Annotated in this window: 12 protein-coding genes and 1 riboswitch; all 12 genes read left to right on the forward strand. The window is 48.7% G+C overall.

Annotated features, from left to right (window positions below; translation table 11 throughout):
* Nucleotides 1–92 precede the first annotated feature (92 nt).
* Nucleotides 93–3,413, forward strand: a complete 3,321-nt coding sequence (locus LAJLEIBI_RS06670; protein ID WP_006443872.1) for a DUF5717 family protein — start codon at nucleotides 93–95, stop codon at nucleotides 3,411–3,413.
* Nucleotides 3,414–3,430: 17 nt separating this feature from the next.
* Nucleotides 3,431–4,714: a DUF5716 family protein gene (locus LAJLEIBI_RS06675; protein WP_006443873.1), complete on the forward strand. Its 1,284-nt coding sequence runs from the start codon at nucleotides 3,431–3,433 to the stop codon at nucleotides 4,712–4,714.
* Complete coding sequence (locus tag LAJLEIBI_RS06680; RefSeq protein WP_006443874.1) at nucleotides 4,689–5,471, forward strand: tetratricopeptide repeat protein; 783 nt, start codon at nucleotides 4,689–4,691, stop codon at nucleotides 5,469–5,471. The genes LAJLEIBI_RS06675 and LAJLEIBI_RS06680 overlap by 26 nt, the downstream gene beginning before the upstream one ends.
* Nucleotides 5,472–5,574: 103 nt before the next feature.
* Nucleotides 5,575–6,444, forward strand: coding sequence for an amino acid ABC transporter substrate-binding protein (locus LAJLEIBI_RS06685; RefSeq protein ID WP_006443875.1), 870 nt, complete (start codon nucleotides 5,575–5,577; stop codon nucleotides 6,442–6,444).
* A gap of 98 nt (nucleotides 6,445–6,542) precedes the next feature.
* A complete protein-coding gene (locus LAJLEIBI_RS06690; protein WP_006443876.1) occupies nucleotides 6,543–7,193 on the forward strand; it encodes an amino acid ABC transporter permease in 651 nt (216 codons plus the stop codon).
* A gap of 11 nt (nucleotides 7,194–7,204) precedes the next feature.
* Nucleotides 7,205–7,894 carry an amino acid ABC transporter ATP-binding protein gene (locus LAJLEIBI_RS06695; RefSeq protein WP_006443877.1) on the forward strand — a complete coding sequence of 230 codons (690 nt, stop codon included), beginning with the start codon at nucleotides 7,205–7,207 and terminating at the stop codon, nucleotides 7,892–7,894.
* 212 nt (nucleotides 7,895–8,106) lie between these two features.
* Nucleotides 8,107–8,814: a phosphoribosylaminoimidazolesuccinocarboxamide synthase gene (gene purC, locus LAJLEIBI_RS06700; protein ID WP_040435174.1), complete on the forward strand. Its 708-nt coding sequence runs from the start codon at nucleotides 8,107–8,109 to the stop codon at nucleotides 8,812–8,814.
* A gap of 18 nt (nucleotides 8,815–8,832) precedes the next feature.
* Nucleotides 8,833–10,260, forward strand: a complete 1,428-nt coding sequence (purF, locus tag LAJLEIBI_RS06705; RefSeq protein ID WP_006443880.1) for an amidophosphoribosyltransferase — start codon at nucleotides 8,833–8,835, stop codon at nucleotides 10,258–10,260.
* Between the two features lie 50 nt (nucleotides 10,261–10,310).
* Nucleotides 10,311–11,744, forward strand: coding sequence for an adenylosuccinate lyase (gene purB, locus LAJLEIBI_RS06710; protein WP_040435175.1), 1,434 nt, complete (start codon nucleotides 10,311–10,313; stop codon nucleotides 11,742–11,744).
* Nucleotides 11,745–12,065: 321 nt separating this feature from the next.
* Entirely contained in the window at nucleotides 12,066–13,430 is a 1,365-nt protein-coding gene (locus LAJLEIBI_RS06715; protein ID WP_006443882.1) for an alanine/glycine:cation symporter family protein, read from the forward strand.
* A 158-nt stretch (nucleotides 13,431–13,588) separates the two neighbouring features.
* Nucleotides 13,589–13,700: riboswitch (glycine riboswitch) on the forward strand.
* Nucleotides 13,701–13,838: 138 nt separating this feature from the next.
* The gene (locus LAJLEIBI_RS06720; protein ID WP_330580198.1) at nucleotides 13,839–14,258 is read left to right on the forward strand and encodes a GrdX family protein; all 420 of its coding nucleotides are present in this window, start codon (nucleotides 13,839–13,841) and stop codon (nucleotides 14,256–14,258) included.
* Nucleotides 14,259–14,329: 71 nt separating this feature from the next.
* Complete coding sequence (locus LAJLEIBI_RS06725) at nucleotides 14,330–15,610, forward strand: glycine/sarcosine/betaine reductase component B subunit (protein ID WP_205689597.1); 1,281 nt, start codon at nucleotides 14,330–14,332, stop codon at nucleotides 15,608–15,610.
* The last annotated feature ends 18 nt before the right edge of the window (nucleotides 15,611–15,628 follow it).

Genomic DNA, 15,628 nt, shown 5'->3' on the forward strand with positions numbered 1-15,628 from the left:
TCCTGTCTATATATTTTCAAGATTTTGTATCTACAGCATTGCCATTACAGTCAGAACAATGCTATAATTCATTATAGTATGTTTTTAGAAAAATGCAACGAAAGAAGCAGGTGGCAGGCTTGAAAAACAAAATTCAGAAATTTTCTAAGGGTGACTTCCATAATGCACATCCCGATGTGATCTTTCAGGAAACCAATCTCGTAATGATCATCGGAGAGGGGGAGGTGTACAGGGGAAGTTTTTCTGTGAAAAGCCAGACAGAGGGGAATATACGGGGGTTGATATACCCGTCTTCTTTTCGTGTACATTTTAAAGACCAGGGATTTGAGGGGAATCCTGCGAGGGTAGAATTTACCTACGACGGCAGAGGCCTGCGTCCCGGTCATGTGGAAGAGGGAAAATTTACGGTTGTGTGCAACGGGGGGGAGTACGAGCTGTCCTTCACAGCGATCATCGAGAAGCCGTATGTGATGACTTCCTATGGAAAAGTACAGAGTACAGACGATTTCAGAAAACTGGCGATCAAAGATTATTCAGAGGCGGGGCGGCTGTTCCGCTCCAGAGAATTCTATGAGATATTAAAATATGAAAACGAGCGCATCTTTTACCTCTACGATAATATGAGAAAATGGTCTCTCGGCGAGCAGGCGATGGAAGAGTTCCTTGTGGGCATCAAGCAGAAAGAATGCATCTTCCTCACACTTCCGGGGGAAGGCATGCTGTTTGAGGATATCGAGGAGTCGACGAAAGGGACCCTTACGCTCATGAAGAATACGTGGGGGTTCATGCCGATCAAAGTTGAGGCGGAGGGGCGGTTTATCAAAGTGCTCCGGCCGGAGCTGAGCACCGAAGATTTTGTCGGAAATACGTATGAGGTGGAGTATCTCGTGAGGCCGGAAGAACTGCACGGCGGAAGAAACTTCGGGGCATTGAAGTTCATCACCCCGTATGAGACGCTGATCTATGAGATAGAAGTGCTTCAGAATCAGGATTATGACGAAGACCATCGAATGAAGGAGCTGCTGGAGGCTCAGATTCTGAAAGGTTATGTCGGCTATGTGGCCGGGCGGGTAGAGCTGAACAACTGGGTGGAGAGCGCGATTGAGAAGATGGCGGCCCTCCGCAAGATGGATCCGCAGAGTGAGACGCTTCAGCTTCTCCAGGCCCATATATATGTAGCCGGCAATAAGATAGAAGAGGCCAAGTGGATACTTGAGAATTACAATTACAACCGGTTTGCCATAGGGAAGGATCCCGTGACAAACTGTTATTACCTGTATCTGACCGCTCTCATCCGGGGGAAGGGCAGCCATATAGACAGAGTCCTTGACGAGATAGGCAAGACTTACATGCGCCATCAGGATTCATGGCCGCTGCTCAGCATGATAATCAATCTGGATCCGAGATACCGCAATCCATATAAGAAAATAGAGGTGCTTGAGCAGCAGTTCAGTTTTGAGATACATGAAGTGCTTTTTTATCTTGCGGCGTATGAATGCTATCAGGAAAAACCGACGCTGCTGAAAAAACTCGGAAAATTTGAGATCCAGGTGCTTAACTTTGCCTCCAAATACAGGCTGATGACGAAGGAGCTGGCGCTGTACGTCGCCAATTTTGCCAGCCAGCAGAAAAATTACAGCGACGCTATGTTCCGGATCCTGGAACGCATCTACAAGATGTACAGTGAGACGATGATACTGAATACGATCTGCACGCTGCTGATCAAGGGAAATAAGACCCAGCAGCGCTATTTTGAGTGGTATAAGCGCGCGGTGGACGCAGAACTTAAAATAGCGCAGCTTTATGAGTATTATATGGTGACGATAGAGGAAGAGCGGGTGAGAGGCCCGCTGCCGAAATCCATATTTCTGTACTTTATGCACGGCAATACGCTGGATTACAAGAAAGCCGCATTTCTGTATGCCAACCTGATCACATATGAAGAAGAAGGCAGCGACCTGTATCTGAGTTACAGAGAACAGATGGTGGCTTTTACATGGGAACAGCTGGAAAAGCGCCATATTACAGAATCGCTGAAGATTTTGTACAAGAGGTTCCTCCGGGAAGATGAGATGACTTCAGAGCGCATGGAGGCGCTGCACGACATCTGCTTTGCCTATGAGATCACGACAAGAGTGCGCAATATGAACTGTGTTCTTGTCATTGAGAAGGACGGAAACGTCAGGCAGAGGATCCCTTACGACGAGGAGGACGGCGCGGTCATCTTTCTGTATGACAAGGAGTCGAGAGTTGTGTGGGAGTCTCTGGAGGGAAGACATTATACGGATTCTATCGCTTATGAGACGAAGCGTCTGTTCTACGAGCCGCGTTTCCTTGACATGTACAAAAAATACGCGGCCCACGCCGGTATATGGAAGCATGAAGAGCAGAAACGGGAGGCCACCTTTGACAGTATACGGGAGCTTGGGACGGATGCATTTGACGAAAAGGATATCTTCCGCCTCTGCAGCAAAAGGATAAGAGAAGACAACTATGAGGAAGATGAGTTTTTAAGCTTCCTCTGTTTTGAACTTTTTAAGAAGGAGCAGTATGACAAAGTAACGCTGACATATCTTGCCAACTATTACTGCGGGGCGACTTCGGATATGAAGCGTCTCTGGAAGGTGCTGAGAGAATATGGGATCGCGTCCAACAAAGTCGGCGAACGTATTATCACCCAGATGGTCTTCTCCGAGGATATGTTCATGGAGGAAGATATATTTGAGGACTATTATCTGTCCGACAGCGTATATTTCCGTCTTAAGCAGGCGTATCTGGCCTATGTTTCCAGAGAGTTTGTGCTGAAAGGCAGAGAGACGGGCAGGATCGTGTTTGACATTATCATCCACGAGTGTGAGAAGAAGGAAGAACTGCCGGATATATGTAAAATAGCCCTTTTAAAATATTTCTCCGCGCGGGATTATACGGTGGACGAAGAGCCGGTACTCCACGAAGTCCTGCGGGAAATGTGTGAGAAACAGCTCGTATTCCCATGTTATCTGAACTTTAAGGAGGCGTGGCTCAGAGAGAACCAGCTCTATGACAAGGCTATGATCGAGTACCACGCAAAGCCGGGCAGCAGGGTGGAGCTCCATTACAAGCTGAAGCAGGGCAGAAAAGAAGAACTGGGATACCACATGGAAGTGATGACGCCGGCATATGAGAACATATATGTAAAGCAGTTTATCCTGTATGCAGACGAGAGTATCAGTTATTACTTTAAAGAGACAGCTGACAAAGAGCGTATTACGACGGAGAAAAAGACGCTTTCCAATGAAAGAAAGACCGCCGGCACGGGAAAGTTCGGCAGGCTGAATGAGATGTCCGCCATGAGTCCTGCAAGCAGGAAAAAGGCCATGCTTCTGTACAGGGAGGAAGAGATCATGGCGGAAGAAATATATAAATTATACTAGGAGAGGAGGAGACGGTAATGAACAAGGGGAGTATGCTCGGTTATGATCTGAACGAGAAGAGCTGTCAGATAAGTTATTATGATGAGACAAAAGATGAGCCGGTGACGATGGAAGTCGCGGTGGATAATTACCAGATTCCTCTCATGCTTGGATATTTTAAGGACCGCTGGGTTTACGGCAAAGAGGCAAAGAGACTGGCGACGGTCAATGAGGGGTGCACGGTCACAGATCTTTTCAACCGGGCGGTCAGACAGGAAAAAGTCCGGGTCGGGGCGAAGACGCACGACGCGGTCTGGCTTCTGGCCAAGTTTATAAGCCTGTCGCTTGAGGAATTTGACGAGATCACGTATATCACTTTCTCAGTCCCTGAGAATAATATCGATATGACGAAGATGCTGAAGGGGATCGGAAGACATCTCGGAATAGAGAAGGGCCATATCTGCGTTCAGGATTATAAGGAAAGCTTCTGTCACTATATGTTCTATCAGCCGAAAGAACTGTGGCAGTATGAGTCGGCGCTTTTTTACTGTGATGCCCGTGAGATCAAGGCATACATGCTGCGCAGACTCAACGCGGTCGCCGGCCGGGGGAATGAAATGTTCGTCACGGTCGATGAAGTGGCAAGCGCTCAGATGAAAGAGCTGGAAGCTATTTATCCGGTGCTGAATGTGGATAAGGCAAAGGACGCGGACGGCAGGTTCAAGACTTTCATACAGAGTGTCTTTGAGAAGAAGGTCGTCTCGTCTGTTTACCTGACCGGGGAAGGATTTGAGAACAATTGGTATCCAAACTCGCTGAAGGTACTCTGCAACGGCAGAAGGGCATTTCTCGGAAATAATCTTTACAGCAAGGGAGCCTGCTATACATCCATCCGCAGATGCCGGGATTACGATGAAGGTCCTGTCTATCTGGACGAGACGAAGATGACCGAGCAGATATGCCTGCGCATGCGGGTGGACGGACAGGAAGGCTGGTATCCGATCGTCTCATGGGGAACGCACTGGTATGAGGCGGACGGACAGTGGGAAGTGATACTGGAAGATACGTCGGACGTTGAGATACATATCGAGACGCTGGCGGCAGGGGATCTCCAGGTGGAAACGGTACAGCTTGACGGTCTGCCGGAGAGGAAGGACTACTCTCTGCGTCTTCAGATCGAGACGATGTTTCTCGATGAGAGAACGTGTAAACTCAGGCTTAAAGATATCGGATTCGGTGAATTCTATCCGTCTTCCGGCTTTCAGGTGGAGAAGGAGATACATTTAGGAGGAATCAATGGGCAGTTTAATTCTATGTCATAAGAAAAAAGCAAAACAGCCATACGAGATCACGAGGATCCATATACGTATATACACGATAGAAGAGCTGTGCTATTACATCTGCAACAACCTCTACCTGATAGATTACACGATCATGAACACCCAGCTCTGCGACTGGATAGAGCAGGAGCTTGAGCTTAAAGCGCTGGCGGAGAGACTGAGGCAGGAGATCACGCAGAGCTGTTCCGCGGAACAGTTTGTGCTGACCATTCTCAAGGAGTCCACCATATACGGGCAGGCGGATATCAACAAGATACAGAGTATACTGGAACAGCTGCAGAACCAGAATGAAGTGGAGCGGGAGAAATATAAGGCGGACAGTCTTCTAAAGAGCGGGGAGTACGCTTCTGCAATCCTCGTGTATCAGGCGATCGTGAGCAGGGAGTGGGACGATTCACTGGACAAGGCTTTTTACGGGCGTATCTATGGCTGTCTCGGTACGGCATACGGGCGTCTGTTCTTATATGAGGAAGCGGCAAAGATGTATCAGGAGGCTTACCGTCTCTGTGAGGAGCCGCAGATGCTGAAAGCATATATTTACAGCTGCTACAGAGGCATGCAGGATGAGAAGTTCGTAAAGATGATGTCGGGCAATCCGGCGTATTTAAGCACGGCGTCTCTGCTGAAGGAAGATGTGAAGAGAATACGCAGGGAGATCGACATGGATATCAGCAAAGAGCAGCTGGACCAGTGGAAAAAAGAGTACCGCAGGATTGACAAGAATCACGGAATATGCTAATATAACAGAGCGATTTAGTGTGGTAAAGTAATCAATTGATGAACTGATAACACGGTACAGTGAATGGACATCGCATGCGGTCGCAGATGAGGAGGAAGCATATATGAAAAGAAAATTAGCAGTATTACTCGTTCTTGTAATGGTTGCGGGAATGACGGCAGCGGGATGCGGAAATAAAGAAGATAAGAAAGCTGACGCTAAGACAGACAGCAAAGAAGAAAAAGCAGACAATGACGACGGCACGTTTGTCGTGGGATTTGACGCTGCATTTCCGCCGTACGGCTACAAGGACGACAACGGGGAATATGTGGGATTTGATCTTGACCTTGCGCAGGAAGTGTGCGACAGAAACGGCTGGAAGCTTAAAAAGCAGCCGATAGACTGGGATTCAAAAGATATGGAGCTGAGTTCAGGAACGATCGACTGTATCTGGAACGGATTTACGATGAACGGAAGAGAAGACAAATATACATGGTCAGACCCGTATGTAGATAACAGCCAGGTGATCGTTGTCCCGGAGGACTCCGACATAAAGGAATTTAAAGACCTGGCCGGGAAGATGGTGGAAGTGCAGGCCGATTCTTCCGCGCTGCATACACTTGAGAGTGATGACAAAGAAGAGGGCGGACAGGCGGAACTGGCTGCCACATTCGGAGCGTTAAACCAGGTGGCGGATTATAATACAGCGTTCATGGACCTGGAGTCAGGGGCATGTGAGGCGATCGCCATGGACGTAGGAGTTGCCAATTACCAGATCGACAGCAGAGGCGGCGGGTTCCGCCTGCTCGATGAGAAACTTTCCACAGAGCAGTACGGGATCGGATTCAAAAAAGGAAATGAAGAGCTGCGTGATACGGTACAGAAGACGCTGAATGAGATGGCAGAGGACGGCACTTTGGACAAGATCGTTGAAAAGTGGGCCGACGGCGGCATCAGCGCAGATGCGGTCTGCCTCGGAAAACAGGCCGAATAGAGAGTGTATTATACATAACAGAGGTCAGGTCAGAAAGGCCTGGCCTTTTCAGTCTCAAAGAGAATATATCTAGAAATGTGATTCGGAGGAATGAGTAGATGAATATGGCTTTGATTCTAAAACAGCTGGCCGGAGGTATGGTCGTATCGATAGAGATATTTGCGGCAACGCTGATTTTTTCGCTTCCGCTCGGGCTGATCGTGTCGTTCGGAAGAATGTCCAGGATTAAGCCCGTACAGTGGATCACGAAGCTGTACATATCGATCATGCGAGGTACGCCGCTTATGCTCCAGCTGATGGTAGTATATTACGGACCTTATTATTTGTTCGGGATGCGGATATCGGCAACGTACCGTATGACGGCGGTGCTGATCGGATTTGCGATAAATTACGCCGCGTATTTCGCGGAGATATACAGGGGCGGTATAGAGTCCATATCAGAAGGACAGTATGAGGCGGCCCGGGTGCTCGGTTATACAAGGCCCCAGACATTTTTCCGGATCATACTTCCGCAGGTGATGAAGCGGATCCTTCCGTCAGTCACAAACGAAGTGATCACGCTTGTAAAAGATACCTCTCTGGCGTTTGTCGTAGCGGTGCCGGAGATGTTCACGACCGCGAAACAGATTGCCGCGGCCCAGACGTCCATGACGGCATTCGTGGCGGCTGGTATCTTTTATTACGTGTTTAATCTGGTCGTGGCTGTTGTGATGGAAGCGATAGAAAACAAATTAAACTATTACCGTTAGGAGGATATGTCATGAGTCTGTTGGAGATGCACAATATCAAGAAAAGTTTTGGCGAGACAGAGGTTCTGAAGGATATATCCCTCACGGTGGAAAAAGGAGAGGTTCTTGGCATTATCGGGCCGTCCGGCTCCGGGAAATCAACGCTTCTTCGGTGCGCCACTAACCTGGAGACTCCGGATTCGGGAGAGATACGGTACGAGGGCACCTTTGGCCTTGTATTCCAGAATTTTAATCTGTTTCCACATTATTCTGTTATGAAGAATATCATAGACGCGCCGCTCAAGGTGCAGAAACGGAAAAAAGAAGAGGTCATAGAAGAGGCCCGTATGCTGCTGGCAAAGATGGGGCTTCACGGCAAGGAGGATGCCTATCCGTACCAGTTGTCCGGCGGGCAGCAGCAGCGGGTATCCATCGCAAGAGCGCTCGCCATGAACCCGGACATCCTGTTTTTTGATGAGCCTACGTCCGCCCTCGATCCTGAACTTACAGGGGAGATCCTGAAAGTGATCAAAGACCTGGCTGCGGAACATATGACGATGGTCATCGTGACCCACGAGATGAACTTTGCAAAGAATGTATCGGACCATATTATATTTATGGATAACGGTTATATTGCGGAACAGGGCACCCCGGAGGAAGTCTTTGGATCATCCAACGAAAGAATGCAGGAGTTTCTCGGGAAATTTGGGCAAAACTTATAAGTGGATTACTGTTTATTAGAAAAACTTATAAATAAAAGTGTAATAAATAATGAATAAGAATTTGTACAAGGCAGACAGGAATATTGCTTTTCCGTCTGCCTTGTATTATACTTATACGTGCATAAGGCGTATTGGCGCGTGTTTTCACAATAACCGGCGCTGAGTATGCCTTTGATCTCAGAGGATAAAATAAGAAAAGGATGGGTGTTGATATGCAGAAATTAGAACAGTTATATGAAGGAAAAGCGAAAAAAGTCTTTAAGACAGAAGACCCGGATATTGTAATTGTAGACTATAAAGATGATGCCACGGCATTTAATGGAGAAAAAAAGGGAACAATCGTAGGGAAGGGTGTCATCAACAACCGTATGACAAACTATATTTTCCAGGTTCTTGAAAAAGAAGGAGTACCGACGCACTTTGTAGAAGAGCTGAGCGACAGAGAGACGGCAGTCAAAAGAGTGGAGATCGTTCCGCTTGAAGTGATCGTCCGCAATGTTGCAGCAGGAAGCTTTTCCAAGAGACTTGGAATTGAAGAGGGAACAAACTTACTGGCACCTACTCTTGAATTCAGCTATAAAGACGACGACCTCGGCGATCCGCTCATCAATGATTACATGGCGATCGCCATCGGCGCGTCCACAAGAGAAGAGATTGAAAAGATCACAGAATATACATTTAAAGTAAATGAAGTGCTCAAGAAATTCTTTGCGGAAGCAGGAATTGAGCTGATCGACTTTAAGATCGAATTCGGAAGATTCCACGGAGACGTCATCCTGGCAGACGAGATCTCTCCGGATACGTGCCGTCTGTGGGATATCAATACACATGAGAAGCTGGACAAGGACCGTTTCCGCAGGGATATGGGCAATGTGGAGGACGCGTATCAGGAAGTGTTCAGGAGAATCGGCATAAAATAGTAAGGAGCATAAACATTCATGAACCAGTTTGAACAGGTCACAACAGGAATGGGAGAAGAATGTGGTGTATTTGGAGCCTATGATATGGATGGGGGCAATGTGGCCCCCACCGTATATTATGGGCTTTTTGCATTACAGCACCGCGGGCAGGAAAGCTGCGGCATCGCGGTGACGGACACATATGGAGAACGGAAAGTACGCTCGAAAAAAGGACTCGGTCTTGTCAACGATGTATTTGACGGGGAGTCTCTTGAGGAACTGAAAGGGAATCTCGGAGTAGGACATGTCCGCTATTCTACAGCAGGGGGCTCCAGGGCGGAGAATGCCATGCCTCTTGTCATAAACTATGTGAAAGGGACGCTGGTGATCGCCCACAACGGAAATCTGACGAACGCGATCGAGCTCAGACGGGAACTGGAATACACGGGCGCCATCTTCCAGACGACCATCGACTCGGAAGTGATCGCCTACCATATCGCCAGAGAGCGCCTGAACGTAGGAAAGGCAGAGGATGCCGTAAAGAATGCGATGAAAAAGATCAGAGGGGCATACGCGCTTGTCGTCAGCTCTCCGAGAAAGATGATAGGGGCGCGAGATCCGTTTGGGCTGAAGCCGCTCTGTATCGGAAAGCGGGACAATACGTATATACTGGCGTCGGAAAGCTGCGCGCTCTCAGCGGTCGGCGCGGACTTTGTGCGCGACGTCGAACCGGGAGAGATCGTCTCTTTTACGAAGAACGGGATAGAGTCCGACCGGAGCATGGCGATTCCCGCGGATAAACAGGCCAGGTGTATCTTTGAATATATTTATTTTGCAAGAACCGACAGTACGCTGGACGGAGTAAATGTATACCATGCGCGCATCACCGCAGGCAGGGCGCTGGCAAAATCCTACCCGGTCGAAGCGGATCTGGTCGTCGGCGTGCCGGATTCTGGTCTCGTGGCGGCAAAGGGGTATTCGGAAGAGTCCGGGATCCCATACGGCATGGCGTTCCACAAGAACAGCTACGTGGGCCGTACCTTTATCAAACCGAGTCAGAGCGAGCGGGAGTCAAGCGTGAAGATCAAGCTCAATGTCATCGAGGAAGTGGTCCGGGGCAAACGTATTGTGATGGTGGACGATTCCATCGTGCGGGGCACGACCTGTGCCAATATCATTAAGATGCTGAAAAAGGCAGGCGCGTTGGAGGTTCATGTCAGAATAAGCTCGCCGCCGTTTCTGTATCCGTGTTATTTTGGCACCGATGTGCCGTCCAATGAGCAGCTGATCGCCCATGCGCACACACCCAAAGAGATACAGAAAATGATAGGGGCCGACTCTCTTGGATATATGGAGATCGACAGGCTGAAAGAAATGGTGGGAGATCTCGGGTACTGTGACGCGTGCTTTACCGGGAATTATCCGATGGAAGTGCCGGGCAGGGATGTGTCGCAGGCCTTTGAATAGCCTGCAGAAGGAAGCGGCAAATATATGTTGATTGATGAAAGGAAAAAAATATGAGTACAGACAGATATGTAAGCCCGTTATCAGAACGTTACGCCAGCAGGGAGATGCAGTATATCTTTTCTCCGGACAAGAAGTTCCGCACATGGAGACGGCTCTGGATCGCGCTGGCAGAGACAGAGAAGGAACTGGGGCTTCCCATAACAGAGGAACAGATCGAAGAATTGAAGGAACATGCGGATGATATCAATTATGAAGTTGCAAAGGAGCGCGAAAAGCTCGTGCGCCACGATGTGATGTCACATGTGTACGCGTACGGCCAGCAATGCCCGAAGGCAAAAGGGATCATCCATCTCGGGGCAACGTCCTGCTATGTCGGTGACAACACGGACATTATAATCATGGCAGAGGCGCTTGAGATCGTGAGAAAGAAACTGGTCAATGTGATCGCAGAACTGGCTGAATTCGCAGATGAATACAAAGCGCTGCCGACGCTTGCGTTCACACATTTCCAGCCGGCCCAGCCTACGACGGTAGGAAAGAGAGCCACACTCTGGATGCAGGAATTTATGATGGATCTGGAAGACCTGGAATATGTAAAAGGAAGCCTTAAGCTGCTCGGTTCCAAAGGAACGACCGGAACACAGGCAAGCTTTTTAGAGCTCTTTGACGGAGATCAGGAGACGATCGACCGGATCGATCCGATGATCGCGGAGAAAATGGGCTTCAAGGCATGCTGTCCGGTATCGGGGCAGACTTACTCCCGTAAGGTGGACACGAGAGTTGTGAATGTACTTGCCGGGATCGCGGCAAGCGCGCACAAGCTGTCCAACGATATACGCCTTCTGCAGCATCTGAAGGAAGTGGAAGAGCCGTTTGAAAAGACGCAGATCGGCTCCTCCGCGATGGCATATAAGAGAAACCCGATGAGAAGCGAGCGGATCGCGTCGCTGTCCCGCTATGTGATGGTGGATGCGCTGAACCCTGCCATCACGTCAGCTACCCAGTGGTTCGAGCGGACGCTCGATGACTCGGCGAACAAGCGTCTCAGCGTACCGGAAGGCTTCCTCGCAGTCGACGGCATATTGGATCTGTGCCTGAATGTAGTGGACGGTCTCGTCGTATATCCGAAAGTGATCGAGAAGCGCCTTATGTCGGAGCTGCCTTTCATGGCCACGGAAAATATCATGATGGACGCGGTGAAGGCCGGCGGCGACAGGCAGGAGCTGCATGAGAGGATCAGAGAACTGTCCATGGAGGCAGGGAAAAATGTGAAAGAAAAAGGTCTGGACAACAATCTCCTTGAGCTTATCGCGGCTGATCCTGCGTTTAACCTGAGTGAGGAAGAACTCAAAAAGACGATGGATCCGTCCAGATATACCGGACGCGCGGCGCTGCAGGTGGAGGCATTTCTCAAAGATACGGTGGCCCCGGTCCTTGAGGCCAACAAGGATGTGCTCGGAATGAGCGCGGAGATCAACGTATAAGCGGCAGTAACAGGACGACAGCAGTTCTGAAATGATGAAAATCAGAAGACGGCTGTCCGGGCGCAGGCCCGGGCAGCCGCTTTTTCTTCCGTTTGGAATGTCCCTATGTAATGCACGGGAACCTTTGGCATTTTTCACAAATCAGTAAAATGGAAAGAACGTGAATTCAATATGTAATTTTGAATATTGAAGAAAAATCACCAAAAATTATTACAAATGAAGAATCCTGTTGCAATTACTTTGTTAATAAATTATCATAGACTTATCAGATAATACAGTTTTGTTATCGGCTGTATTTATGAGAGAAGGAGGGAATTTTGAATGGAGACATTAAACAACATTGTCCTGACGATTCAGCACTATCTTGCGGACTACATACTGATCGCCGCTCTTTTGCTCGGCGGCATCTGGTTTACCGTAAGACTTGGCTTTATCCAGGTAAGAGGGTTTAAAGAAGGGATGAAGAGGACGTTCGGCGGACTGTTCCGGAAAAAAGGCGAGGCCGGAGCAGACGGCATGTCCTCATTCCAGGCGCTGGCGACAGCGATCGCGGCCCAGGTCGGCACAGGCAACATTGCCGGAGCGGCGACGGCGCTGGCGATCGGCGGTCCGGGAGCGATCTTCTGGATGTGGGTTGCGGCATTCCTCGGAATGGCAACCATATTTGCAGAAGCGATCATGGCACAGAAGTATAAATGCGTCGGTGAAGACGGAGTGGTGACAGGAGGTCCTGTATACTACATCCGCGCGGCATTTAAAGGCACGTTCGGCAAAGTGCTGGCAGGAATTTTTGCCGTACTTATCATCTTCGCGCTCGGCTTCATGGGAAATGCGGTACAGTCCAACTCCATCGCGGCAGCGTTCCGCACAGCATTCGGCGTTCCGCAGGCGGTCATGGGCATCGTTATCGCTGTTCTGGCACTCGCCGTATTTATGGGCGGTATGAAGCGTATTGCCAAAGTGACGGAGACGATCGTACCGATCATGGCGGCGCTGTATATCGTGGGAGCATTGATCGTGATCATCTATAACTACAGGAACATACCGTACGCGTTCCACGCGATCATCGTCGGTGCGTTCAGCCCGTCCTCCATTGCAGGCGGCGCGGTCGGCGCGACGATCAAGCTGGCGCTGACAAAGGGTGTGGCGCGCGGTCTTTTTTCCAACGAGGCAGGTATGGGCTCTACTCCGCACGCACATGCGGTCGCCAAGGTAGACCACCCGGTGGAGCAGGGATTTGTAGCCATGGTAGGCGTTTTCATCGATACGTTTGTAGTCCTTAATCTTACGGCGCTCGTTATTATTACGACAAAGTCCATTCCGACAGGCAAGACGGGGGCGGAACTGAGCCAGTACGCGTTTTCCACATTGTTCGGAAAAGGCGGCGATATCTTTATCGCAGTTTGTATGTTCTTCTTTGCGTTTTCCACGATCGTCGGCTGGTATTTCTTCGGGCAGGCAAATATAAAATATCTGTTCGGGGCAAAAGCGGTCAAAGTATATTCACTGCTGGTGGCAGCCTGCGTCGTGCTCGGCTCGCTTGCCCAGGTGGATCTCGTGTGGAACATGGCGGACTGCTTTAATTCCATGATGGTCATACCGAATATCCTCGGCCTGTTCGCTTTGAGCGGAGTGATAAAGAAGGTGCACGACGACTACTATAAGAACTTTTTAAATAAGAAATAAAAGTAAATATACATAAAATTGAAGATGGTTTGTTGTATGAAATTAACAAATCGAACTTTCTCATTTGAAAAGGTTGAAAAAATATTAACAATAAGTTAATATAAAAACAAGCAATAAGATTTATTCATTGCGTCTATAAATAAAATTAAACAGCGGGTTGATTTTTCTCAAGAGAGAGCCGTACATATGGCCGCCGAAGAGGCAAGCCGGACAGATGAGGGTGAACATCTGGCGGGTGAAACTTTCAGGCAAAAGGACTGGGAAAAGGACCGCATTCTGAATCTTGTGTTGAAGTGTTTAGTAAGCACGCCAATAGACAGAAAGGACGAATTACACATCTGTGTTTAAATCGTCCTTTTTTTATTCTTTGCCGGATGGAATGTGTTTTTTGGAAAATTCAGCAGTTCGGTGAGTAAAATATCCAGATCAAAAGAGGTGGATGAGATGCAGAATCGTTACATAATAATAACAAATAATCCACTCGTCCCGGAGAAGATTGGCGGAACACACAATGTGGAGTACAAAGAGATCTCCTACGAGGAAGTTCTCAGGACAGTCAGAGACAGAATACATGAAGGGCACACGCTTTTATCACATCCCCTGTCGGGGAGTGTAAAGCCTAATGAAACACCATATAAATCAATCATGCTGTCGGCAGGAAAGGGGGAGGTGGACCCGGGGTCGGTAGTTATCATTGAAAACGCCATAGAGGCGTGCCGGAAGTTTGTGTTTAAGTCAGACAAATACAAACCTGAGGTGTACGATGATTTTCAGATGATAGACTGGACTCTACTGGAAAGTGCGATCACATCGGCGGATGTAATGTAAGGTATGCGAGAGGTTGTAACAGGCGAAAGCTTCAACAAATAACAACATTTAACTTAAGGAGGGAACAATACGTGAAATTAGAAATGGGACACATATACATCAAGGATATTCAGTTTGCAGCAGAATCCAAGATCGAAGACGGAATCCTTTATGTATCAGAAGAGGCTGTAAAGGCAGTTGCTCTTGAAGATGAGAAGATCAAGAGTGTATCATTTGACATTGCAAAACCAGGAGAGAGCGTGAGGATCACGCCGGTGAAGGATGTCATTGAGCCACGTGTTAAAGTAGAGGGAAAAGGGGGAATCTTCCCGGGCGTTATCTCTAAAGTGGATACAGTAGGAAGCGGCAAGACATACGCATTAAAGGGGATGGCGGTTGTCACAGCCGGCAAGATCGTAGGGTTCCAGGAAGGCATCATCGATATGACAGGCCCTGGCGCGGACTATACTCCATTTTCAAAGACACTTAACCTTGTTATGGTATGTGAACCGGTGGACGGCATCAAACCGCACGATTATGAAAAAGCAGTAAGATTTGCCGGCTTCAGAGTTGCGGTGTATATCGGAGAGCTGGCCCGCAGCCTTACACCGGACGAGACAAAAGTGTATGAGACATACACAGTCAAAGAAGGTATGGAGAAATATCCCGACCTTCCGAGAGTGGCGTATGTACAGATGCTCCAGAGCCAGGGACTTCTGCACGACACTTACGTGTACGGCGTGGACGCAAAGAAAGTGCTTCCGACGATCCTGAATCCGACAGAGATCATGGACGGGGCTATCGTATCGGGCAACTGTGTGTCCGCATGCGACAAGAACCCTACTTATGTACATCTGAACAACCCTGTCGTACATGATATGTTTGAGGAGCACGGCAAGACGATCAACTTTGTATGCCAGATCATCACAAATGAAAATGTATATCTTGCGGACAAACAGCGTTCATCAGACTGGACGGCAAAGCTGTGCAAGATGCTGGATCTTGACGCTGTAATCGTATCACAGGAAGGATTCGGCAACCCGGATACGGACCTGATCATGAACTGTAAGAAGATCGAGGCTGAGGGTGTCAAGACAGTTATCATCACAGACGAGTATGCCGGACGTGACGGTAAATCCCAGTCTCTCGCAGATGCAGACGCAGCTGCAGATGCAGTTGTTACAGGCGGAAACGCAAACCAGGTTATTATCCTGCCTAAGTTGGACAAAGTTATCGGAACTCTTGACTATGTGACAAAGATCGCCGGAGCCAGTGAAGAGACGCTCCGCGAGGACGGTTCCCTGGAGGTAGAGCTTCAGGTGCTGACAGGAGCAACAAACGAAACTGGTTTCAACAAACTGAGCGCGAGATAATAAGGGAGGATACAGTAA

The organism is [Clostridium] hylemonae DSM 15053, from assembly GCF_008281175.1.
Classification (GTDB): domain Bacteria; phylum Bacillota; class Clostridia; order Lachnospirales; family Lachnospiraceae; genus Extibacter; species Extibacter hylemonae.

Bases quoted from the DNA above. Each gene is read 5' to 3' on its own strand.
- LAJLEIBI_RS06675 (WP_006443873.1), top strand. From the start codon at position 3,431: ATGAACAAGGGGAGTATGCTCGGTTATGATCTGAACGAGAAGAGCTGT.
- purF (WP_006443880.1), top strand. From the start codon at position 8,833: ATGAACCAGTTTGAACAGGTCACAACAGGAATGGGAGAAGAATGTGGT.
- LAJLEIBI_RS06680 (WP_006443874.1), top strand. From the start codon at position 4,689: ATGGGCAGTTTAATTCTATGTCATAAGAAAAAAGCAAAACAGCCATAC.
- LAJLEIBI_RS06685 (WP_006443875.1), top strand. From the start codon at position 5,575: ATGAAAAGAAAATTAGCAGTATTACTCGTTCTTGTAATGGTTGCGGGA.
- LAJLEIBI_RS06690 (WP_006443876.1), top strand. From the start codon at position 6,543: ATGAATATGGCTTTGATTCTAAAACAGCTGGCCGGAGGTATGGTCGTA.
- LAJLEIBI_RS06715 (WP_006443882.1), top strand. From the start codon at position 12,066: ATGGAGACATTAAACAACATTGTCCTGACGATTCAGCACTATCTTGCG.
- LAJLEIBI_RS06695 (WP_006443877.1), top strand. From the start codon at position 7,205: ATGAGTCTGTTGGAGATGCACAATATCAAGAAAAGTTTTGGCGAGACA.
- purB (WP_040435175.1), top strand. From the start codon at position 10,311: ATGAGTACAGACAGATATGTAAGCCCGTTATCAGAACGTTACGCCAGC.
- LAJLEIBI_RS06670 (WP_006443872.1), top strand. From the start codon at position 93: ATGCAACGAAAGAAGCAGGTGGCAGGCTTGAAAAACAAAATTCAGAAA.
- purC (WP_040435174.1), top strand. From the start codon at position 8,107: ATGCAGAAATTAGAACAGTTATATGAAGGAAAAGCGAAAAAAGTCTTT.